This window comes from Streptomyces sp. NEAU-YJ-81 (assembly GCF_017592595.1).
Lineage (GTDB): Bacteria > Actinomycetota > Actinomycetes > Streptomycetales > Streptomycetaceae > Streptomyces > Streptomyces hygroscopicus_B.
The window spans coordinates 29,363-55,047 of record NZ_JAGFNO010000038.1 but is presented as its reverse complement, the minus strand read 5'-3'; the positions used below and the strand labels follow the sequence as shown (position 1 = coordinate 55,047).

Here is a 25,685-nt window from a genome sequence, read left to right as displayed (position 1 = left end):
AGTACACGATGACAACCCCCAACGAAAAGCTCGTTGACGCGCTGCGGGCCTCGCTGAAGGAAACCGAGCGGCTGCGGAAGCAGAACCAGCAGCTCGCCGACGCGTCCCGGGAACCGATCGCGATCGTCGGCATGAGCTGCCGGTTCCCCGGCGGCGTCGGCAGCCCCGAGGAGCTGTGGCGGCTCGTCGTGGACGGCCAGGACGCCATCTCCGGCTTCCCCACCGACCGCGGCTGGGACATCGAGGCGCTGTACGACCCGGACCCGGAGCGCGAGGGCACGTTCTACGCCCGCGGGGGCGGCTTCCTGTACGACGCGAGCCGGTTCGACCCGGGCTTCTTCGGGATCTCGCCGCGTGAGGCGCTCGCGATGGACCCGCAGCAGCGGCTGCTGCTGGAGACCTCCTGGGAGGCGTTCGAGCGGGCCGGGATCGACCCGGACACGATGCGGGGCTCGCGCACCGGCGTGTTCGTCGGCGCGTCCACGCAGGCGTACGGGGCGGGGGAGTACGACCTCCCGGAGGGTGTCGAGGGCCATCTGCTCACCGGCACCGCCTCCAGCGTCGCGTCCGGGCGGCTCTCCTACGCCTTCGGCCTGGAGGGTCCGGCGGCCACCATCGACACCGCCTGCTCGTCCTCCTCGGTCGCGCTGCACCTGGCGGTCCAGGCGCTGCGGCAGAGCGAGTGCTCGCTGGCGCTGGCGGCGGGCGCGACCGTGCTGTCCTCCCCGGATGTGTTCGTGGAGTTCAGCCGTCAGCGCGGACTCTCCGCCGACGGCCGCTGCAAGTCCTTCGCGGCGTCGGCGGATGGCACCGGCTGGTCCGAGGGTGTCGCGGTGCTGCTGGTCGAGCGGCTGTCGGACGCGCGGCGCAACGGGCACCCGGTGCTCGCGGTGGTGCGCGGCAGCGCCGTGAACCAGGACGGCGCGTCCAACGGCCTGACCGCGCCGAACGGCCCCTCGCAGCGGCGCGTCATCCGGCAGGCCCTGGAGAACGCCCGTCTCAACCCCGCCGACGTGGACGCGGTGGAGGCCCATGGCACGGGCACCACGCTGGGCGACCCCATCGAGGCACAGGCCCTCCTGTCCACCTACGGCAAGGAACGGCCTGACGGGCGCCCGCTGTGGCTCGGCTCGCTGAAGTCGAACATCGGCCACACCCAGAACGTCGCCGGTATCGGCGGCGTCATCAAGATGGTGATGGCGATGCGGCACGGGGTGCTGCCGCAGACGCTGCACGTGGACGAGCCCACCCCGCACGTCGACTGGTCGGCGGGAGAGGTGTCCCTGCTGACCGAGGCGCGGCCGTGGCCCGAGACCGGCCAGCCGCGCCGGGCGGGCGTCTCGTCCTTCGGTGTGAGCGGGACCAACGTCCACACCATCATCGAGCAGGCGCCCGAAGCCGAAGCGGCGGAGGCTGCTTCGGCTCCCGTGGCGGCTCCGGCTGTGGTGCCGTGGGTGCTCTCGGGGCGGGGCGTGGCCGCGCTGCGGGACCAGGCCGAGCGGCTGGTCGCGCATGTGGAGGCGCGTGGCGAGCTGCGGCCGGTGGACGTGGGGTTCTCGCTGGCGACCGGGCGGTCGGCCTTTGAACACCGTGCGGTGGTGGTGGCCGAGGACCGGGATGGGCTGCTCGCTGGTCTGGGTGCGCTGGTTGAGGGTCGTGGTGCGCCGGGTGTGGTCGAGGGTTCGGTGGCCGGTGGCAAGGTGGCGTTCCTGCTCACGGGGCAGGGGAGCCAGCGGCTTGGGATGGGGCGTGAGCTCTACCAGGCGTATCCGGTGTTCGCCGAGGCGCTGGATGCGGTGTGCGCGGAGCTGGACGCGCATCTGGAGCGGCCGCTGCGGGATGTGTTGTTCGGGGATGACGCGGCCGTACTGGATCAGACGGGGTTCACTCAGCCTGCGTTGTTCGCGGTTGAGGTGGCGCTGTTCCGTCTCGTTGAGGCGTGGGGTCTGAAGCCGGACTTCCTGTCGGGGCACTCGATCGGTGAGCTGGCTGCCGCGCATGTGGCGGGTGTGTTGTCGCTGGCGGACGCGGCGAAGTTGGTGGCGGCGCGTGGCCGTCTGATGCAGGAGCTGCCTGCCGGTGGCGCGATGATCGCCGTCCAGGCGTCCGAGGACGAGGTGACGCCGCTGCTGACCGAGCGGGTGTCGATCGCCGCGCTCAACGGGCCCACCTCCGTCGTTATCGCGGGTGATGAGGACGCGGCTGTCGCGATCGCGGAGTCGTTCGAGGCCCAGGGTCGGAAGACCAAGCGGCTCACGGTCAGCCACGCCTTCCACTCGCCGCGTATGGACGGCATGTTGGAGGCGTTCCGCGAGGTGGCGCAGGGGCTGACGTACGAGGCCCCGCGCATCCCGATCGTCTCCAACCTCACCGGTTCCGTCGTCTCCGCCGAGGAGATCACGACGGCCGACTTCTGGGTGCGCCACGTCCGCGAGGCCGTCCGCTTCCTCGATGGCATACGGACGCTTGAGGCGCAGAACGTCTCCACCTTCATCGAGCTGGGCCCCGACGGTGTCCTCACCGCCATGGCCCAGGACTGTGTGACCGGCGAGGATGCCGCGTTCATCTCCGCGCTGCGCAAGGACCGCCCCGAGGCCGAGGCGCTGACCACGGCCATCGCCCGGGCGCAGGTCCGTGGTGTGACGCCGGACTGGGCCGCGTACTTCGCCGGGACCGGCGCCCACCGCGTCGATCTGCCGACGTACGCCTTCCAGCATGAGCGGTTCTGGCTGGAGCCGGGTGCGGCGTCCGTGGGTGATGTGGCCTCCGTCGGGTTGGAGTTGGCCGGACACCCGCTGCTGGGTGCGGCGGTGCCGCTGGTGGAGTCCGATGGACTCGTCTTCACGGGACGACTTGGCCTCGACACCCATCCGTGGCTGGCCGATCACACGGTCCGGGATGCGGTGGTGGTCCCGGGCTCGGCGTTCGTGGAGCTTGCCGTCCGGGCCGGTGACCAGGTCGGTTGTGACCTGCTCGATGAGCTGACCCTGCACGCCCCGCTGGTGCTGCCCGCCCGCGGTGGCGTCCGGCTGCAGGTCACGGTGGGTGCCTCGGACGACGCCGGGCGTCGTTCGTTCACCGTCTCCTCCCGTCCGGAGGACGCCGCCGCCGACACGGCGTGGGTGCGGAACGCGGGCGGTGTGCTCGCCTCCGGCGCCCCCAGCCCGTCGTTCGACCTGGCCGAGTGGCCGCCGACCGCCGCCGAGGCGATCGAGCCCGACGCGCTCTACGCCCGGCTGGCCGGGGACGGGTTGCGGCATGGCCCGGGGTTCCAGGGGCTCACGGCCGCCTGGCGGCGCGGGGACGAACTCTTCGCCGAGGTCCGGCTGGACGACGACGTCAAGCCCGGCGCCGGAGAGTTCGCCGTGCACCCGGCGCTGCTGGACGCCGCCCTGCACGCTCTCCACGGCCGCGAGGGCGCCCAACTGACCGATGTCTGGCAGGGCGTCCGGCTGTACGCGGAGGGTGCGTCCGCGCTGCGCGTACGGATCGCGCCCGCCGGAGCCGACACCGTGACCCTGGCGCTCGCCGATGCCACGGGCGAGCCGGTCGCCGCCGTTGACGGTCTGCGCTGCCGTGCGCTCCCCGACGACCTCACCGGCGACGCGGACGTGGCGCGGCAGAGCCTGTTCCGGCTCGACTGGGTGGCCCCGCAGACCACCTCCGCCGGTCCGGATGCCGCCGCCCGCCGTATCGTCCTGGGCGAGGACCCGTTCGGGCTGGTCCCGGCCGGAGTGGCCGCCGCCTCCGCCCCCGATCTGGCCGCGCTGGGCGCGTCCGTCGAGGCGGGCGACACCGCCGCCCCGGAGCTGGTCCTCGCGTCCTTCGCGCCCGCACCCGGCGGCCCGGACGAGAACGTGGCCGAGGCCGCGCACCGGGAGGCGCGGCGCGCGCTGACCCTGGTGCAGGGCTGGCTGGCCGATGAGCGGTTCGCCGACGCGCGCCTGGTGGTCGTCACCCGGGGCGCCATGGCCGCCGACGCCGAGGAGGGCGTCACCGATCTGGTGCACGCGCCCCTGTGGGGTCTGGTGCGCTCCGCCGAGACCGAGAACCCCGGCCGCTTCGTCCTCGTGGACGTAGACGAGGCCGCCGGGACGGCTGAAGCCGCCGGGACTGCCGAGGCTGCTGGGTCCGGCGGGTCCGCTGGCGCCGCCGAGGTCGCCGACACCTTCGCCGACGCGCTCGCCGACGCCCTGGCCACCGGCGAGCCTGAGCTCGCCCTGCGCGCGGGCCGGACCCTAGCGCCCCGGCTGGCCCGCGCCACGGCCCCGGCCCCGGGCTCGGGTTCGGCCCCGGGCTCGGGTTCGGCCCTGGCCTCGGGCTCGAGTTCGGCCTCGGGCTCGACCTCGGCCCCGGCCCCGGACAACGACGCCGACGCCACCCCCGCGTTCGACGCCGACGGCACCGTGCTCATCACCGGCGGCACCGGCGCCCTGGGCCGGCTGCTCGCCCGCCACCTGGTCGCCGAGCACGGCGTACGCCACCTCCTGCTGACCAGCCGCCGTGGCGCGGACGCCGACGGCGCCACCGAGCTGGCCGCCGAACTCCGCGAGCGCGGCGCCGAGGTCACCCTCGCCGCCTGCGACGCCGCGGACCGCGACGCGCTCGCCGCGACCCTGGCCGCCGTCCCGGCCGAGCATCCGCTGACGGCCGTCGTGCACACCGCCGGTGTGCTGGACGACGGCACGGCCGCCGCCCTGACGCCCGAGCAGTTGGAGCGGGTGCTGCGTCCGAAGGTGGACGCGGCCTGGAACCTGCACGAGCTGACCCGCGGCCTCGACCTGTCCGCGTTCGTGCTGTTCTCCGCCGTCGCGGGCACGCTGGGCGGCGCGGGCCAGGCCAACTACGCCGCGGCCAACGTCTTCCTCGACGCGCTCGCCGCCCACCGCCACGCGGCGGGCCTGCCCGCCACCTCGCTGGTGTGGGGCCTGTGGGCCCAGTCCGGCGGTATCACCGGCGATCTGACCGAGACCGATCTGCTGCGGCTGGCCCGCAGCGGCATGGGCGCCCTCACCGACGACGAGGGCATGGCGCTCTTCGACGCCGCCCGCCGCACCGGCCGGACCCTGCTGATCCCGGCCCGGCTCGATCTCGCGGCGCTGCGTTCCGCGGCCGGATCCGGCCCGGTCCCGGCGCTGCTGCGCGGGCTGATCCGCACGACCGGCCGACGCACCGCCGCGGGCGCGCTCGCCGCCGGTTCGTCGCTGGCCCAGCGGCTGCGCGCGCTCTCCCCGAACGAGCGCCGCCGGACGCTGCTCGACCTCGTCCGCGGCCATGTGGCCACGGCCCTCGGCCACGCCTCCGCCGACGCCATCGAGGCCCGCCGCGCCTTCAAGGAGCTGGGCTTCGACTCGCTCACCGCCGTCGAACTGCGCAACCGGCTCTCCGCCGCCACCGGGCTCAAGCTGCCCACCACGATCGTCTTCGACCATCCGAACCCCACCGTCCTCGCCGACCATCTGCGCGCCGAACTACTCGGCCTGGACGTCGACGAGGCCGAGGCCGAGGCCGAGCAGGCGGACCCGGCGCTCCCCGCCACCGCCGTCTCCCTCGCGGATGACCCGATCGCCATCGTCGCGATGGGCTGCCGCTACCCCGGCGACGTCCGCTCGCCCGAGGACCTTTGGCAGCTCGTGGCCACCGGCTCGGACGCCATCACCGGATTCCCCGTCAACCGCAACTGGGAGAGCCAGTGGGCGGCGGACGGCGACGAGGCCGACGCGGCCCCGTCCGACTACGCCCGCGCCGGTGGCTTCCTGCACGACGCGGACCTCTTCGACGCCTCGTTCTTCGGCATCTCGCCGCGTGAGGCCCTGGCCATGGACCCGCAGCAGCGGCTGCTGCTGGAGACGTCATGGGAGGTGTTCGAGCGCGCCGGGATCGACCCGGACTCGCTCCGTGGCCGCTCCGTCGGCGTGTTCGTAGGCGCGGCCTACAGCGGCTACGACGCGGGCCTGGAGCAGGCCGGCGCGGAGGTCGCGGGCCATGTGATGACGGGCAACGCGGGCAGCGTCATGTCCGGCCGTATCGCCTACGCCCTCGGTCTTGAGGGCCCGGCGGTCACCGTCGACACGGCATGTTCGTCGTCGCTGGTGGCGCTGCACTGGGCGATCCAGGCGCTGCGCCAGGGCGAGTGCACGATGGCGCTCGCGGGCGGTGTCACCGTGATGACGACGCCCGGCCACTTCACCGAGTTCGGCCGCCAGGGCGGCCTGGCCGCCGACGGCCGCTGCAAGGCGTTCGCGGCCGGTGCGGACGGCACCGGCTGGGGCGAGGGCGTCGGCATGCTGCTCGTGGAGCGGCTGTCCGACGCGCGGCGCCACGGCCACCAGGTGCTGGCCGTCGTGCGCGGCTCGGCCGTCAACCAGGACGGTGCGAGCAACGGCCTGACGGCGCCGAACGGCCCGTCCCAGCAGCGCGTCATCCGCAAGGCGCTGACCAGCGCCGGGCTGACCAGCGGCGATGTGGACGTCGTCGAGGCGCACGGCACGGGAACCACGCTGGGCGACCCGATCGAGGCGCAGGCGCTGCTGGCCACCTACGGCCAGGAACGCGACGCGGAGCGGCCGTTGTGGCTCGGCTCCATCAAGTCCAACATCGGCCACTCCCAGGCGGCGGCCGGTGTCGCCGGAATCATCAAGATGGTGATGGCGATGCGGCACGGTGTGCTGCCGCAGACGCTGCACGTGGACGAGCCGTCGCCGCATGTCGACTGGACGGCCGGTGACATCGCGCTGCTGACGCAGGCGCGGGAGTGGCCGGAGACCGGCCGCGCGCGCCGCGCCGCCGTGTCCTCGTTCGGCATCAGCGGCACCAACGCCCACACCATCATCGAGCAGGCCCCGGCCGGCACGGCCGAACCGGTGGAGGAGGAGCCCGAGCGGGGCGGCTCCGATGTGCTGCCGTACGCGCTCTCCGCCAAGGGCACCGACGCCCTGCGGGCCCAGGCCGAGCGGCTCTACGCCCATCTGACCGCGCACTCCGACCTCGCACCGGCCGACGTCGCCCACACCCTGGTCACCGGGCGCGCCGCGCTCGACCACCGCGCGGTGCTGGTCGCGGACGGCAGGGACGACCTGCTGCGCGGCCTCGACGCGTTGGCGCGGGGCGAGTCCGCGCCGGGGCTGGCCGAGGGGGCGGTCGCCGAGGGTGAGCTGGCGTTCCTGTTCACGGGGCAGGGGAGTCAGCGGCTGGGGATGGGGCGTGAGCTCTACCAGGCGTATCCGGTGTTCGCGGAGGCGCTGGACGCGGTCTGCGATGAGCTGGACGCGCATCTCGAACGGCCGTTGAAGACGGTCCTGTTCGGGGATGACGCCGAGGCGCTGGATCAGACCGGGTTCACCCAGCCTGCGCTGTTCGCCGTCGAGGTGGCGTTGTTCCGGCTGGTGGAGGCGTGGGGTCTGCGGCCCGACTATCTGTCGGGGCACTCGATTGGTGAGCTGGCCGCCGCGCATGTGGCGGGTGTGTTGTCCCTCGCGGATGCGGCGAAGCTGGTGGCGGCGCGTGGCCGTCTGATGCAGGAGCTGCCCGCGGGCGGCGCGATGATCGCCGTCCAGGCGTCGGAGGACGAGGTGGCGCCGCTGCTCACCGAGCGGGTGTCGATCGCCGCGCTCAACGGACCCACTTCGGTCGTCATCGCGGGTGATGAGGATGCGGCGCTGGAGATCGCGGCGGGCTTCGAGGCCCAGGGTCGTAAGACCAAGCGCCTCACCGTCAGCCACGCCTTCCACTCGCCGCGTATGGACGGCATGTTGGAGGGGTTCCGCGAGGTCGCGGAGGGCCTGTCGTACGAGGCCCCGCGCATCCCGATCGTCTCCAACCTGACCGGGAACGTGGTCTCCGCCGAGGAGATCACGACCCCCGACTTCTGGGTGCGCCACGTCCGCGAAGCCGTCCGCTTCCTCGACGGCGTGCGGACGTTGGAAGCCCAAGGCGTCACCAACTTCGTCGAGTTGGGCCCCGACGGCATCCTCACCGCGATGGCGCAGGAGTGCGTCACCGGTGGCGGCGCCGCGTTCGTCTCCGTGCTGCGCAAGGACCGTCCCGAGGCCGAGGCGCTGACCACGGCCGTCGCCCGCGCGTATGTGCGGGGCGTGGCGCCGGACTGGGCCGCGTACTTCGCCGGGACCGGTGCCCACCGCGTCGACCTGCCGACCTACGCCTTCCAGCACCGCCGCTACTGGCCCGAGGAGCCGGTGGCGAGCCTGGCCGCCGCGGGTGTCGACGGCTGGCGGTACCAGGTGGCGTGGAAGCCGCTGTCGCTGGGCTCCGCGGCCCGGCTGTCCGGGGTGTGGCTCGTCGCCGCCCCCGCCGACGATGCCGCCGCCGACGCGTGGACGGACGGTGTCGTCCGTACGCTGACCGAGCGGGGCGCCGAGGTGCGGCGGCTCGACCTGGCCGCCGAGGACCGCGCGGGCCTCGCCGAGCGGCTGCGCACGGCGGCCGACGGCGGCGCCGTGGCCGGTGTGCTCTCGCTGCTGGCCACCGGGGACGCCGACGCCCTGCTGCCCACGGCCGCCCTCGTGCAGGCCATGGGCGACGCCGCGATCGACGCGCCGCTGTGGTGTGCCACCCGGGGCGCGGTCTCGACGGGGCGTCAGGGCGAGCTGGTGGACCCGGCCCGCGCCCAGGTGTGGGGCCTTGGCCGAGTGGCGGCCCTGGAGCTGCCCGACCGCTGGGGCGGTCTCATCGACCTCCCCGAGACCCTGACCGACCGGGTGCTGTCGCGGCTCGCGGTGGTGCTCGCCGGGGCCGGGGACGAGGACCAGATCGCCGTCCGCGCCTCCGGGGTGTTCGGCCGCCGGCTGGCGCGGGCGACCGCACGGCAGGTGGCGGAGGCCGAGGGCTGGAGCGCCCGCGGCACAGTGCTGGTGACGGGCGGTACGGGCGCGCTGGGTGGCCAGGTGGCCCGTTGGCTGATCGACAAGGGCGCCGAGCATGTGGTGCTCACGAGCCGCCGTGGCCTCGACGCCCCGGGCGCGGCCGAGCTGCGCGATGAACTCGCCGCCTCCGGCGCCCGGATCACGGTCGCGGCCTGCGACGTGGCCGATCGGGAGGCCCTGGCCGGGCTGCTGGCCGACCTCCCCGCCGAGCTGCCGCTGACGGCCGTGGTGCACGCGGCCGGGGTGCTGGACGACGGCATTCTGGAGTCGCTGACCCCCGAGCGCTTCGCCTCCGTGCTGCGTGCGAAGGCCGACGCCGCGCTCGCCCTGGACGAGCTGACGCGCGAGCTGGACCTGTCCGCATTCGTGCTGTTCTCCTCGACCAGCGGCACCGTGGGCGCCGCGGGCCAGGCCAACTACGCCGCCGCGAACGCCTTCCTGGACGCGCTCGCCCAGCGGCGGCGCGCCGAGGGGCTGCCCGCCACCTCGATCGCCTGGGGCCCGTGGGCCGCGGGCGGTATGGCCGCCGACGAGGCGCTGGAGCAGCGCATGCGCCGCGCCGGGATGCCGCCCATGGACGCCGATCTCGCGATCGACGCCCTGCAGCGCGCCCTCGACCTGGGCGACGCGGCCGTGACCGTGGCGGATGTCGACTGGGACCGGTTCGCCCCCGGCTTCACCGCGGGCCGTCCCAGCCCCCTGCTGGCCGACCTGCCCGAGGTGCGCCAGGCCGCCACGCGGGGCGCCGCCACCGCTACCGGCGAGGCCGTGCCCGTCGAGACGGCCTCCGCGCTCGCGCGGCGGCTCCTGGGCCTGCCCGAGGCGGAGCGCCACCGGGCGCTGCTGGATCTCGTACGGACCCATGTGGCGGAGGTCCTCGGCCACGCCGATGTGTCCGACATCAGCGCCGAACGGGCCTTCCGTGAGATCGGTTTCGACTCCCTCACCGCCGTCGAACTGCGCAACGGTCTCAACGCCGCCACCGATCTGCGGCTCCCCGCCACCCTCATCTACGACTACCCGACGCCGCTCGCCCTCGCCGACCACCTCTTCGCCGAACTGCTCGGCGGGCAGGTGGCGGTCACGGGCGGCACGTCGCCGGTGGCGGGCACTGCGGCCGACGACGATCCGATCGCGATCGTCGCGATGAGCTGCCGCTTCCCGGGCGGTGTCCGCACCCCCGAGGAGCTGTGGCAACTGCTGGTGTCCGGCACGGACGCCATCGTGGACATGCCCGCCGACCGCGGCTGGGACCTCCGGACGCTCTACAACCCGGACCCGGACGTCGAGGGCACCTCGTATGCCCGCGAGGGCGGTTTCCTGCACGACGCGGCCGACTTCGACCCGGCGTTCTTCGGCATCTCGCCGCGTGAGGCCCTGGCCATGGACCCGCAGCAGCGGCTGCTGCTGGAGACGTCCTGGGAGGCGTTCGAGCGGGCCGGGATCGACCCCGCTTCCCTGCGCGGCTCCACCGCCGGTGTCTTCGTCGGCACCAACGGCCAGGACTATCTGTCCCTGCTGCTGAGCGACTCGCAGGGCCTCGAAGGGCATATGGGTACGGGCAACGCGGCCAGCGTGATCTCGGGCCGGCTCGCCTACACCTTCGGCCTCGAAGGCCCGGCGGTCACCATCGACACCGCCTGCTCCTCCTCGCTGGTCGCCCTCCACTCGGCGATCCAGGCGCTGCGCGGCGGCGAGTGCTCGATCGCGCTCGCGGGCGGTGTGACCGTGATGTCGACGCCCGGTGTGTTCGTGGACTTCAGCCGTCAGCGCGGGCTCGCGGAGGACGGCAGGATCAAGGCGTTCGCGGCCGAGGCGGACGGCACCGGCTGGGGCGAGGGCGTGGGCATGCTGCTCGTCGAGCGGCTGTCGGACGCCCGCCGCAACGGCCACCCGGTGCTCGCGCTCGTACGCGGCACAGCCGTCAACCAGGACGGTGCGTCCAATGGTCTGACGGCGCCCAACGGGCCGTCGCAGCAGCGCGTCATCCGCCAGGCGCTCGCCGGTGCCGGTCTGGCCCCGTCCGAGGTGGACGCGGTCGAGGCACACGGCACCGGCACCCGGCTGGGCGACCCGATCGAGGCGCAGGCGCTGCTCGCCACGTACGGCCAGGACCGGGTGGAGGGGCAGCCGCTGCTGCTCGGCTCCATCAAGTCCAACATCGGGCACACGCAGGCCGCGGCCGGTGTCGCCGGTGTGATGAAGATGGTTCTCGCCATGCGGCACGGGGTGCTCCCGCGCACGCTGCACGTGGACGAGCCCACCCCGCATGTCGACTGGACGGCGGGCGACATCAGCCTGCTGACGGAGCAGGTGGCATGGCCGGAGACCGGCCATCCGCGGCGCGCGGGCATCTCCTCCTTCGGCTTCAGCGGCACCAACGCCCACGCCGTCGTGGAAGAGGCCCCGGCGGCTGACGTTGTTGAGGCCGCTGAGCACGCCGACGCGGGCGGAACGGCCCTGCCGGTGCTGCTCTCGGCCCGGACGGCGGAGGGGCTGCGTGAGCAGGCCCAGCAGTTGCACGGCCACCTGACCGAGCGGACCGAGCTGCGGACCGCCGACCTCGGCTTCGCGCTCGCCGTGGGCCGCTCGGCGTTCGAGGAGCGCGCGGCGCTGGTCGCCGAGGACCGGGACGGGCTGCTGTCCGGCCTGGAGGCGCTCGCCGAGGGGCGTACGGCGGCCGGGCTCGTTCAGGGTTCGGTGGCCGGTGGCCGGGTGGCGTTCCTGTTCACGGGGCAGGGCAGTCAGCGGCTCGGCATGGGGCGTGAGCTGTACTACGCGTACCCGGCCTTCGCGGAGGCGCTGGACGCGGTCTGCGATGAGCTGGACGCGCATCTCGAACGGCCATTGAAGACGGTGCTGTTCGGCGAGGACGCCGAGGCGCTGGATCGGACGGGGTTCACTCAGCCTGCGTTGTTCGCGGTTGAGGTGGCGTTGTTCCGGCTGGTCGAGGCGTGGGGTCTGCGTGCGGACTTCCTGTCGGGGCATTCGATTGGTGAGTTGGCTGCGGCGCATGTGGCGGGTGTGTTGTCGCTGGCGGATGCGTCGAAGTTGGTGGCGGCGCGTGGCCGTTTGATGCAGGAGCTGCCTGCTGGTGGCGCGATGATTGCCATCCAGGCTTCGGAGGACGAGGTCACGCCGCTGCTCAGCGAGCGGGTGTCGATTGCCGCGCTCAATGGGCCCACTTCGGTCGTCATCGCGGGTGATGAGGACGTGGCGCTGGAGATTGCGGCCTCGTTCGAGGCGCAGGGTCGGAAGACGAAGCGGCTCACGGTCAGCCATGCGTTCCACTCGCCGTGTATGGAGGGCATGCTGGACGCGTTCCGTGAGGTGGCGGAGGGGCTGGCGTACGAGGCCCCGCGCATCCCGATCGTGTCCAATCTGACCGGTGGCGTGGTGTCCGCCGAGGAGATCACGACGGCCGACTTCTGGGTGCGCCACGTCCGCGAGGCCGTGCGCTTCCTGGACGGCATCCGCACCCTCGAAGCGCGCAACGTCACCACGTTCGTCGAGCTGGGCCCCGACGGGGTCCTGACCGCGATGGCGCAGGAGTGTGTGACCGACGCCGAGTCGGAGGCCGCGTTCGTCTCCGTGCTGCGCAAGGACCGTCCCGAGGCCGAGGCGCTGACCACGGCCGTGGCACGGGCGCATGTGCGCGGTGTGGCGGTGGACTGGGCGGCCTTCTACGCCGGGACCGGCGCCACCCGACTGGCGCCGGACGAGCTGGCCGAGCTGCCCACGTACGCCTTCCAGCGGCAGCGCTACTGGCCGAAGGTCTCGTCGCTGTTCCTCGGCGATGTGGCCGCGGTCGGGCTGGGCGAGGCCGAGCATCCGCTGCTCGGTGCCAGCGCCGAACTGCCCAGCGCGGACGGCATGTTGTTCACCGGGCGGCTGGCGCTGTCCACGCACCCGTGGCTGGCCGATCACACGATCATGGACACTGTGCTGCTGCCGGGCACCGCGTTCGTGGAGCTGGCGGTCCGGGCCGGTGACCAGGTCGGCTGCGAGGTGCTGGAGGAGCTGACCCTCGAAGCGCCGCTGGTCCTGGCCGAGGACGGTGGCGTCCAACTGCGGCTGTGGGTCGGCGCGGCCGATGACACCGGCCGCCGCCCGCTGGAGCTGCACTCCCGGGCCGAGCACCTGTCGGCCGAGGAGCCGTGGACCCGGCATGCGTCCGGTGTCCTGGCGTCCGGTGACCGTCCGGAGGCGTCGTTCGAGCTGACCGCATGGCCCCCGGCGGACGCCGCCGAGGTGGCGGTCGGCGACCGTTACGCCGAGCTGCGGAACGTCGGTTTCGCCTACGGCCCCGCGTTCCAGGGGCTGCGCAAGGCATGGCGGCGCGGTGGCGAGGTGTTCGCCGAGGTGGTGCTGGACGAGGGCACGGCCGAGGAGGCCGCCGCGTTCGGGCTGCACCCGGCGCTGCTGGACGCCGCACTGCACGCGCTCGGCCTGGCCGGGCTCGGCGGCACCGAGACCGAGGGGCGGCTGCCGTTCGCCTGGACCGGGGTGTCGCTGTACGCGAGCGGCGCGGCCACGCTGCGGGTGCGGATGGCCGCCGTGGGCGGCGACGGCGTCCGGCTGGAGATCGCGGACGCCGCGGGCGCGCCGGTCGCGGCCGTGGACTCGCTGGTGCTGCGCCCGGTCTCGGCCGAGCAACTGCAGAGCGCGCGGACGGCCTACCACGAGTCGCTGTACCGCGTGGAGTGGACGACGGCCGGGCTGGTGGACGCCGCCGGGGCGGACACCGCGGTCGACGGCCGCTGGGCGGCGCTGGGCACGGATACCCTGGGCCTCGCCACATACCCGGACCTGGCCGCGCTGAGCGAGGCCGTCGATTCCGGAACGGCGCTGCCGGAGTACGTCGTGGTGGACCTGGCACCCGAAGCCCGCGTAGACGCAGCACTTGAAGGCCCGGGTGCGGCAAATCAAGCCCGTCCGGCGTTTGAGGACCGGGGCCTTGGGGCGGAGCCCCAAGTTTCGGGAAGGGGCGGGGTGGGGGAAAGCCCCTCGCCCGCCACCACGGCGCACCAGGCCACCACCCAGGTGCTGGGCCTGCTGCAGCAGTGGCTGGCCGACGACCGCTTCATGGACTCACGTCTGGTCCTGCTGACCTCGGGGACCGTGGCCACCGAGGCCGGTGAGCCGGTGGCGGATCCGGCGGGCGCCGCCGTCCGCGGTCTGGTGCGTTCGGCACAGTCCGAGAACCCGGACAGGCTCCTCCTGATCGACCTCGACGGCCACGACGACTCGCAGGCCGCGCTGCCCGCGGTGGTCGCGGCGCTCGCGAGCGGCGAGGCCGAGGTCGCGGTGCGGCAGGGCGTCGTCAAGACGCCACGCCTGGCCCGTGCGGCGTCGGCGGCCGACACCGAGGCCCCGGAGTGGAACCCGGACGGCACGGTGCTGGTCACCGGCGCGTCCGGTTCGCTGGGCGGCCTGTTCGCCCGCCACCTGGTGGCGGAGCGTGGCGTACGGCAGCTCCTGCTGGTGAGCCGTCGTGGCGAGCAGGCCCCGGGCGCGGCCGAACTCGGCGCCGAGCTGGCCGAGTTGGGTGCGAGCGTGCGCTGGGCGGCGTGTGATGTGGCGGACCGGGACGCGCTCGCCGCGACCCTCGCCGACATCCCCGCCGAACATCCGCTCACGGCGGTCGTCCACACGGCCGGTGTGCTGGACGACGGTGTGATCGGCTCCCTCACCCCCGAGCGCGTCGAAAACGTCATGCGTCCGAAGGTGGACGCCGCCTGGAACCTGCACGAGCTGACCCGCGACCAGGACCTCTCGGCGTTCGTACTGTTCTCCTCGGCCGCCGGTGTGTTCGGCGGCCCCGGCCAGGGCAACTACGCGGCGGCCAATGTCTTCCTGGACGCCCTCGCCCAGCACCGCGCCGCCCAGGGCCTGCCGGCCACCGCGCTGGCGTGGGGCCTGTGGGCCGGTGGCGGCATGGGCGACACCCTGGACGAGGCCGACATCACCCGGATGCGGCGGGCCGGAGTGCCCCCGCTGCCGGTGGCGGAGGGACTGCGGCTCTTCGACGCCGCGCTGACCGTCGACGAGGCGTCGCTGGTGCCGATGCGCCTGGACCTCGCGGCGCTGCGCAACCAGCCCGCGATCTCGCCGCTGCTGCGCGGCCTGGTGCGGGTACCGGCGCGGCGCGCCGTGGACGCGGTCGCGGCGGGCGGCGAGACCGGTCTGGCCGGGCGGCTCGCCGGGCTGAGCACGGCGGAGCAGGAGCGGCTGCTGCTGGACCTGGTCCGGGCGCAGGTGGCGACCGTACTCGGCTACGCGGGTGCGGAGACCATCGGTTCCGGGCGGGCGTTCAAGGATCTGGGCTTCGACTCGCTGACCGCTGTCGAGCTGCGCAATCAGCTCAACTCGGTCACCGGGCTGCGGCTGCCCGCGACGCTCATCTTCGACTATCCGGACCCGCAGGTCCTGGCCCGCCATTTGCGGACCGAGCTGGTGGGCGAGGAGTCGGCGGAGGTGCACACCCCGGTCCCGGTGACGGCCGTCACCGAGGACGAGCCGATCGCCATCGTCGGGATGAGCTGCCGCTACCCGGGCGGGGTCACCACCCCCGAGGAGCTGTGGCAGCTCGTCATCGGCGCCACCGACGCCATTTCCGACTTCCCCGTCGACCGTGGCTGGGACCTCGACGCGCTCTACAGCGACGACCCCGACCAGGTGGGCACCAGCTACACCCGCGAGGGCGGCTTCCTGCACGACGCCGCCGACTTCGACCCCGACTTCTTCGGGATCAACCCGCGCGAGGCCATGGCGATGGATCCGCAGCAGCGGCTGCTGCTGGAGACGTCGTGGGAGGCGTTCGAGCGCGCGGGCATCGCCCCGGCGGCCGTACGCGGCAGCAAGACCGGTGTCTTCGCGGGCGTCATGTACCACGACTATCTGACCCGGCTGACCGCCGTCCCCGAGGGGCTCGAGGGCTACCTCGGCACGGGCGGCGCGGGCTCCATCGCCTCGGGCCGGGTGGCGTACACCTTCGGCCTGGAGGGCCCGGCGGTCACCATCGACACGGCGTGCTCGTCGTCGCTGGTGGCACTGCACCTGGCCGCGCAGGCACTGCGCAACGGCGAGTGCTCGCTGGCGCTGGCCGGTGGTGTGACCGTCATGGCCACCCCGGACACGTTCATCGACTTCAGTCGCCAGCAGGGCCTGTCCACCGACGGCCGCTGCAAGTCCTTCGCGGCGTCGGCGGACGGCACCGGCTGGGCCGAGGGCGCGGGCATGCTGCTCGTCGAGCGGCTGTCGGACGCGCGGCGCAACGGACACCGGGTGCTGGCGATCGTGCGGGGCTCGGCCATCAACCAGGACGGTGCGTCCAACGGTCTGACGGCGCCCAACGGCCCGTCCCAGCAGCGCGTCATCCGCGACGCGCTGACCAGCGCCCGGCTCACCACCGCCGATGTCGATGTGGTGGAGGCACACGGCACGGGCACGACGCTGGGCGACCCGATCGAGGCCCAGGCCCTGCTCGCCACCTACGGCCGCAGCCGGCCGGAGGGACAGCCGCTGTGGCTCGGCTCGCTGAAGTCCAACATCGGCCACACCCAGGCCGCCGCGGGTGTCGCGGGCATCATCAAGATGATCATGGCGATGCGGCACGGCGTGCTCCCGCAGACGCTGCACATCGACGAGCCCACCCCGCATGTGGACTGGTCGGCGGGCGACCTCGAGCTGCTGACCGAGGCCCGGCCGTGGCCGGAGCTCGGCCGGCCGCGCCGGGCGGCCATCTCGTCGTTCGGCGTGAGCGGTACGAACGCGCACACGATCATCGAGCAGCCCCCGGCTCCCGAGGAGATCCCCGCGACCGGTCCGGTGGCGGAGCTGCCGACGGTGCCCTGGGTGCTCTCGGGCAAGTCCGACGCCGCTCTGCGCGGCCAGGCCGAACGGCTCCTCGCCCACCTCGGCACCCACCCCGACCTGGACACCACGGACGTCGGCCACGCGCTGGCGACGGGCCGGGCGGCGCTGGAGCGCCGCGCGGTCGTCGTCGGCGAGGACCGTGCCGGGCTGCTGTCCGGCCTGGAGGCGCTGGCGCGCGGCGAGTCGGCCGCGGGGCTGGTCCAGGGGACGGTGGCCGAGGGCGGCAAGGTGGCGTTCCTGTTCACGGGGCAGGGGAGCCAGCGGCTGGGGATGGGGCGTGAGCTGTACGACGCCTATCCGGTGTTCGCGGAGGCGCTGGACGCGGTCTGCGATGAGCTGGACGCGCATCTGGAACGGCCGTTGAAGACGGTGCTGTTCGGGGAGGATGCGGAGGCACTGGACCAGACGGGGTTCACTCAGCCCGCGTTGTTCGCGGTTGAGGTGGCGCTGTTCCGGCTGGTGGAGGCGTGGGGGCTGCGGCCCGACTTCCTCTCTGGTCACTCAATTGGTGAGTTGGCTGCCGCGCATGTGGCGGGGGTGCTCTCGCTCGCCGACGTAGCGAAGCTGGTGGCCGCACGTGGCCGTTTGATGCAGGAGCTGCCGGCCGGTGGCGCGATGATCGCGGTCCAGGCTTCGGAGGACGAGGTCACACCGCTGCTCACCGACCGTGTGTCGATGGCCGCGCTCAACGGGCCGACCTCCGTCGTCATCGCAGGTGATGAGGACGCGGCTCTGGAGATCGCGGCGGGCTTCGAGGCGCAGGGTCGGAAGACCAAGCGGCTCACCGTCAGCCATGCGTTCCACTCGCCGCGTATGGACGGGATGCTGGAGGCGTTCCGGCAGGTGGCCGAGGGGTTGACGTACGAGGCCCCGCGCATCCCGATCGTCTCCAACCTCACCGGCGCCATCGTCTCCGCCGAGGAGATCACGACCCCCGACTTCTGGGTGCGCCACGTCCGCGAAGCCGTCCGCTTCCTCGATGGCGTCCGGACGATGGAAGCCCAGGGCGTCACCACCTACGTCGAGTTGGGCCCCGACGGTGTCCTCACCGCCATGGCCCAGGAGTGCGTCTCCGGCGATGCCGCCGCCTTCGTCTCGGCGCTCCGTAAGGGACGTACCGAGCCGGGGGCGCTGACGGCGGCCCTCGCCGCGCTGCACACCCGGGGGCCGGCCCTGGACTGGTCGGCGTTCTTCGCCGGTACGGGAGCCCGCGCCATCGAGCTGCCGACCTACGCCTTCCAGCGGCAGCGCTTCTGGGTGGAGGACCCGGAGGAGGTCCGCGAGGCCGTCGCGGCCATGGATTCCGTGGACGCGCGGTTCTGGGAGGCCGTCGAGCGCGAGGACTTGGAGGCCCTGGCCGGGACGCTCCAGTCCGAGGACGCCGACGCGCTCTCCTCGCTGGGCGCCGTTCTGCCGATGCTGTCCTCGTGGCGGCGGCGCCAGGGCGAGCGGTCCACCGTGGACGCCTGGCGCTACCAGGTGACCTGGAAGCCGGTGGCCGCCCGCGCCGAGGGGGCGCTGACCGGCCGCTGGCTGGTCGTCACCACCACTGAAGAGGCGGACGGCGCGCTGGCCGAGGGTGTCGTACGGACGCTGTCCGCACGCGGCGCCGAGGTCCAGCGGGTCGAGCTGGCCGCCGCGGACCGTACGGGCATGGCCGAGCGGCTGGCCGAGGCGGTCGCCGACGCCCCGGTGGCCGGGGTGTTCGCGCTGCCGTCACTCGCCGAAAGCACCGAAAGCACCGAAAGCACCGAAAGCATCGAGGGCGGCGAGGGTGCCGACGGGCTGGTCCGCACCGCCGCCCTGGCGCAGGCGCTGGGCGATCTGGGCGTGGACGCGCCGCTGTGGGTCGCCACGCGCGGCGCGGTCTCGACCGGCCGGACGGACGGGCCGGTGGACCCGTGGCAGGCGCGGGTCTGGGGCCTGGGCCGGGTCGCGGCCCTGGAGCTGGCCGAGCGGTGGGGCGGTCTCGTCGATCTGCCGGAGACGCTGGACGACCGGGCGCTGTCGCGGCTGGCGGGCGTGCTGGCCGGTGGCGCGGGCGAGGACCAGGTGGCGGTGCGCGCCTCCGGCGTCTTCGGCCGCCGGCTGACCCGCTCCGCCAACACCGGGCACGGCCGCGACTGGCGGCCGGGCGCGGGTTCGGTCCTGGTGAGCGGCGGTACGGGCGCGCTGGGCGCGCATGTGGCCCGCTGGCTGATCGACAAGGGCGCCGAACACGTGGTGCTCACCAGCCGCCGTGGCCTCGACGCCCCCGGCGCGGCCGAGCTGCGGGACGAACTCGCCGCCTCGGGCGCCCGGGTCACCGTCGCGGCCTGCGACGCCGCCGACCGCGAGGCGCTGGCCGCGCTGGTGGCCGGGCTCCCGGCCGAACTGCCGCTGACGGCGGTGGTGCACGCGGCCGGGGTGCTGGACGACGGCGTTCTGGAGTCGCTCACCCCCGAGCGCTTCGCCTCCGTCCTGCGCGCCAAGGCCGAGGCCGCGGCCAATCTGCACGAGCTGACGCGGGACCTGGACCTGACGGCCTTCGTCCTGTTCTCCTCGTTCGCGGGCTCGATCGGCGCCGCCGGTCAGGCCAACTACGCCGCCGCGAACGCCTTCCTGGACGCGCTCGCCGAGCGCCGCCGGGCCGAGGGCCTGCCCGCCACCTCGGTGGCCTGGGGCCCGTGGGCCGAGGGCGGGATGGCCGCGGACGACGCGCTGGAGCAGCGCATGCGCCGCGCCGGTGTGCCGCCGATGGCGGCGGACCTGGCCATCGCCGCGCTGCAGCGGGCGCTGGACCTGGACGAGACCGCGGTGACGGTCGCGGACATCGACTGGGAGCGGCTGGCCCCCGGCTTCACCGCCTCCCGGCCGAGCCCGCTGCTGCTGGAGCTGCCCGAGGTGCGTACCGCGCTGGAGGCCGAGAGCGGGCGGACGGCCCGTACGGCCGGTGGCGGCGCGGACGAGTCCTCGCTGGCCCAGCGGCTCGCGGGGGTCCCGGCGGCCGAGCGCGAGCGGATCCTGCTGGACCTGGTGCGCTCGGCCGTGGCCGATGTGCTGGGCCACTCCGACGCGGAGGCCGTGGAGGCGGACCGGGCGTTCCGGGATCTGGGCTTCGACTCGCTGACGGCCGTCGAGCTGCGCAACCGCATGAACACCGTGACCGGGCTGCGGCTACCGCCCACGCTGGTGTACGACTACCCGTCGTCCTCGGCGCTCGCCGCCCACCTCCGTACGGAGATCCTGGGCGAGGAGAGCGCGGCCGAGGCGGTCGCCGGTGCGTCGTCCATGACGGTGGCCGTCGCCGACGATCCGATCGCGATCGTCGGGATGAGCTGCCGCTTCCCGGGTGGCGTGCGGTCGCCGGAGGAACTGTGGCGGCTCCTGGTCTCCGGGCAGGACGCGGTGACGGGCTTCCCGGCCGACCGTGGCTGGGACCTGGAGGCGCTGTACGACCCGGACTCCGCCACCGAGAACACCAGCTATGTCCGCGAGGGCGGATTCCTGGCGGACGCCGGGGACTTCGACGCGGCGTTCTTCGGTATCTCGCCGCGCGAGGCGCTCGCGATGGATCCGCAGCAGCGGTTGCTGCTGGAGACGTCCTGGGAGGCGTTCGAGCGCGCCGGGATCGACCCGACGACGCTGCGCGGTCAGCAGGTCGGCGTGTTCGCGGGCACCAACGGCCAGGACTACATGTCGCTCGTCCTCCACTCGCCGGACGGCGGCGATGGCTTCATGGGGACGGGTAACGCGGCCAGTGTGATGTCGGGCCGGGTGTCGTATGCGCTGGGTCTCGAGGGCCCGGCGGTGACGGTGGATACCGCCTGCTCGTCCTCCTTGGTGGCGTTGCACTGGGCGATTCAGGCGTTGCGTGCGGGTGAGTGCTCGTTGGCGCTGGCCGGTGGTGTGACGGTGATGTCGACGCCGGGTTCGTTCGTGGACTTCAGTCGTCAGCGTGGGCTGGCGGAGGATGGCCGGATCAAGGCGTTCGCGGCCGGTGCGGATGGCACCGGTTGGGGCGAGGGCGTGGGCATGCTGCTCGTCGAGCGGCTGTCGGACGCCCAGCGCCATGGCCATGAGGTGCTGGCGGTCGTCCGCGGCTCCGCGATCAACCAGGACGGTGCGTCCAACGGTCTGACGGCGCCGAATGGTCCCTCGCAGCAGCGGGTGATCCGGCAGGCGCTGGCCGGTGCGGGTCTTTCGGCGTCCGAGGTGGACGCGGTCGAGGCGCACGGCACCGGTACGACGCTGGGCGACCCGATCGAGGCGCAGGCGCTGCTGGCCACCTACGGCCAGGAGCGCGACGCCGACCAGCCCCTGTTGCTCGGCTCCATCAAGTCCAACATCGGGCACACGCAGGCCGCGGCCGGTGTCGCCGGTGTGATGAAGATGGTGCTGGCGCTGCGGCACGGTGTGCTGCCGCCGACCCTGCACGTGGACGAGCCGACCCCGCATGTCGACTGGTCCGCCGGGGAGCTGGAGCTGCTGACCGAGGCGCGGGAGTGGCCGGAGACCGGCCGTCCGCGCCGGGCCGCGGTGTCGGCGTTCGGCATCAGCGGCACCAACGCGCACACCTTGCTGGAGCAGGCCCCGGAGCCTGCGGAGAACCGCGCCGTCGCTCCGGCGGTGGAGCTGCCGACGGTGCCGTGGGTGCTGTCGGCCAAGTCCCCGGCCGCCGTACGCGGCCAGGCCGAACGGCTCCTGGCCCACCTCGGCGGTGAGACCGTACCGGCCGCCACCGATGTGGCCTACTCGCTGGCCACGACCCGCGCCGCCCTGGACCACCGGGCCGTGCTCACCGCGGACAGCGGGGACGGGCTGCTGGCCGGTCTCGCGGCGCTGGCGCGGGGCGAGTCCGAGGTGCCGGGCCTGGTCGAGGGCTCGGTGGCCGGTGGCAAGGTGGCGTTCCTCTTCACCGGGCAGGGCAGCCAGCGGCTCGGCATGGGCCGTGAGCTGTACGACACCTTCCCGGTGTTCGCGGACGCGCTGGACGAGGTGTGCGCCCACCTGGACGCGCATCTCGAACGGCCGCTGCGGGATGTGCTGTTCGGCGACGACGCCGCCGCACTGGACCAGACCGGTTTCACCCAGCCCGCGCTGTTCGCGGTCGAGGTGGCGCTGTTCCGGCTGGTGGAGACCTGGGGTCTGAAGGCGGACTTCCTCTCCGGCCACTCCATCGGTGAGCTGGCCGCCGCCCATGTGGCGGGTGTCCTCTCGCTCGCGGACGCGGCGAAGCTGGTGGCCGCCCGTGGCCGTCTGATGCAGGAGCTGCCTGCCGGTGGCGCGATGATCGCCGTCCAGGCGTCCGAGGACGAGGTGGCGCCGCTGCTCACCGACCGCGTGAGCATCGCCGCCCTCAACGGGCCGACGTCGGTGGTCATCGCGGGTGACGAGGACGAGGCTGTCGCGATCGCCGCGTCGTTCGAGGCGCAGGGTCGTAAGACCAAGCGCCTCACCGTCAGCCACGCCTTCCACTCGCCGCGCATGGACGGCATGTTGGCCGCGTTCCGCGAGGTTGCGGAGGGGCTGACCTACGAGGCTCCGCGCATCCCCATCGTCTCCAACCTGACGGGCGAACTGGTCTCCGCCGAAGAGATCACCAGCCCCGGCTTCTGGGTGCGCCACGTCCGCGAGGCCGTGCGCTTCCTCGACGGTGTCCGCACCCTCGAAGCCCGGGGCGTGACCACCTTCGTGGAGCTGGGCCCCGACGGTGTCCTCACCGCCATGGCCCAGGACTGCCTGGCCGAGCCCGGCGCGGCCGAGCTGCTGCCCGCGCTGCGCAAGGGCAGGCCGGAGGCCGAGGCGCTGACCGGCGCGCTGGCCCGGCTGTACGTCCGTGGCCCGGCCCCGGCCTGGGAGGCGTTCTTCGCCGGTACGGGTGCGCGGAAGGTCGCGCTGCCGACGTACGCCTTCCAGCGCAGCCGCTACTGGGTCGACGCCCTGCTGAGCCTGGACGAGGTCGCCTCGGCGGGGCTCGGCTCGGCCGATCACCCGCTGCTGGGCGCGGCGGTGGAACTGCCCGACGCCGACGCCTATGTGTTCTCCGGGCGGCTGTCGCTCGCCTCGCACACGTGGCTGGCGGACCACACGGTCGCGGACACGGCCGTGCTGCCCGGCTCCGCGTTCGTGGAGCTGGCGGTGCGCGCCGGGGACCATGTGGGCTGTGGGCTGCTGGAGGAGCTGACCCTGGACGAGCCGCTGATCCTGCCGGAGCGCGGCGGGGTGCGGCTGCGGGTGTCGGTCGGCGAGCCGGACGCCGACGGGCGTCGCCCGCTGGGCGTGTACGCGCGGGACGAGCGCGCGGAGGCGGACCGGCCGTGGACCCGGCACGCCGCCGGTGTGCTCGCCTCGGGCGAGGCCCTGGCGGGCGTGTCCTCGGCGGGCGTGGCTCCGGCGGGTGGCGGTGCCGAGGCGCTGTCCGTGTGGCCGCCCGCCGACGCGGAAGCGGTCGACACCGATGAGCTGTACGCGAGCATGGCGCGCGCCGGGCTGCTGCACGGTCCCGCGTTCCAGGGCCTGCGCCGCGTCTGGCGGCGTGGCGAGGAGCTGTTCGCGGAGGTTCGGGTGGCGGCGGAGCGGCAGCCCGAGGCCGCCCGCTTCGCCCTGCACCCGGCCCTGCTGGACGGTGCGCTGCAGCCGCTCGCGCTGGGCGCGGGCGGTGCCGCGGTGGCGCGCTCCTGGCGTGGGGTGAGCCTGTACGCGGTCGGCGCCGAGGCGCTGCGCGTACGGCTGGCGCTGACCGAGGACGGCGCGGTGTCGATGGTGGCGGCCGATGAGACGGGTGCGCTCGTCGCGTCGGTGGACGCGCTGGAGACCGGGGCGCTGGAGGTGGACCGGATCGCCGGTGCGACCGCCTCCGACCGCCATGAGTCGCTGTTCCGTATCGACTGGGCGCCGGTGGCGGCACCCTCAAAGGTGTCCTCGCAGACGTCCTCGCAGGCGCCTTCGCAGGCCGCGTCGGCGGGCTTCGCCGTCATCGGCGGCGATGAGCTCAAGCTGAGCGTGGCCCTGGAGACGGCCGGGTTCCGCGCCACGGTCCACGACGACCTCGGCTCGCTGAACGCGGCGGTCGAGGCGGGCGAGGCCGCGCCGGACACCGTGCTGGTGCCGTTCCCGCCGGAGCCGGGCGCCACGGAGGGCGGCCTCGCCGCCGGTGCGCACACGGCCACCCACCGCGTCCTGGGCCTGCTCCAGGAGTGGCTGAACGGCGGCCGGCCCGGTTCGGCCCGGCTGGTCGTGGTCACGCGTGGCGCGGTCGCCGCCGCCGCCGACCCGGCGGTGGCGGACCTGGCGCACGCGCCGGTGTGGGGTCTGCTGCGCTCCGCGCAGTCGGAGAACCCGGGCCAGTTCGTGCTGCTGGACGTGGACGGAGAGGTGTCCTACCCGGCGCTCGCGGCGGCGCTGGACTCGGGCGAGCCCGAACTGGCGCTGCGCGCCGGGGCGGCGTACGCGCCGCGCCTGGCCAGGGTCGAGACGGCCCCTGCCGCCGAGACGTCGGAGAGGAGGGCCGTCGACCCGACCGGCAAGGCCACCGAGCCCACCGGCAAGGCCATCGACCCGGACGGCACGGTGCTGATCACCGGCGCCACCGGTGGTCTGGGCAGGCTGTTCGCCCGCCATCTGGCCACCGCGTACGGCGCCCGCCATCTGCTGCTGACCAGCCGCAGCGGCCCCGCCGCCGACGGCATGGCCGAACTAGTGGCGGAGCTGGCCGAGTTGGGCGCACAGGCCACCGTCGCCGCATGCGACGCGGCCGACCGGGAGGCGCTGGCCGGGCTGCTGGCCACGATTCCGGCCGACCGTCCGCTGACGGCCGTGGTGCACACCGCGGGCGTCCTCGACGACGGTGTCATCGACATGCTGACGCCCGAGCGGGTGGACACGGCGCTGCGGCCCAAGGTCGACGCGGCGGTCAACCTGCACGAGCTGACCCGCGAGCTGGACCTGTCCGCCTTCGTGCTCTTCTCGGCCGCGGCCGGCACGCTGGGCGGCGCGGGCCAGGGCGGCTACGCGGCGGCGAACGTCTTCCTCGACGCCCTCGCCGGCCACCGCCGCGCCACCGGCCGTACCGCGCTGTCCCTGGTGTGGGGCATGTGGGCCGAGGAGCGGGGCATGGGCGGCCGGCTGGGCGAGGCCGACCAGCAGCGGGCGGCGCGCGGCGGGGTGCTGCCGCTGTCCGCCGAGGAAGGGCTCGCCCTGTTCGACGCGGCCCACGCCGTGGCCGACGAGGCGGTGCTGGTGCCCGTACGGCTGGAGATGGCGACGCTGCGCGCCGCCGCCACCACCGGGGAGCTGCTGCCGCTCTACCGCGGCCTGGTGCGCACGCCCGTGCGCCGCGCCGCGACCGGCGGCCCCGCCGCCCCGGAGGCGGTGGCGGACACCGCGGACGGCACCCTGGCCCAGCGGCTGGCCGGGCAGTCGGAGGCCCAGCAGCAGCTGACCGTCCTGGACCTGGTCCGCCGTCAGGTGGCGGCCGTGCTGGGCTACGCCTCGAAGGACCAGGTGGGCGCCGAGCAGGCGTTCAAGGATCTGGGCTTCGACTCGCTGACGGCCGTGGAACTGCGGAACCGGCTGAACGCGGCCACCGGGCTGCGGCTGACGGCCACGCTGGTCTACGACTACCCGACACCGGTGGCGCTCGCGCACCATCTGCGCCAGGAAGTGGCGCCGGAGGCCGACGGCCCCGGAGTGTCCGTACTGGAGGAACTGGAGCGGCTGGAGAACAGCCTGTCCTCGCTGACGCCGGATGATCTGGCATCGGTGACGGAGGACGAGGCCGCGCATGCGAACATCGCGGTGCGCCTCCAGACGCTGCTCGCGAAGTGGAACGACGTGCGTCGCACCGCGGACGACGCCGGGGCGGACGCCGAGGCGGACGCGTTCGAAGAGGTCAGTGACGACGACCTCTTCGACTTCATCGACAAGAGGTTCGGCAACGGCTGA

Annotated in this window: 1 protein-coding gene; it reads left to right on the top strand. The window is 74.0% G+C overall.

The window, feature by feature from the left end:
* Positions 1-8: 8 nt before the first annotated feature.
* Positions 9-25,685: a type I polyketide synthase gene (locus J5X86_RS43930; RefSeq protein ID WP_208522223.1), complete on the top strand. Its 25,677-nt coding sequence runs from the start codon at positions 9-11 to the stop codon at positions 25,683-25,685.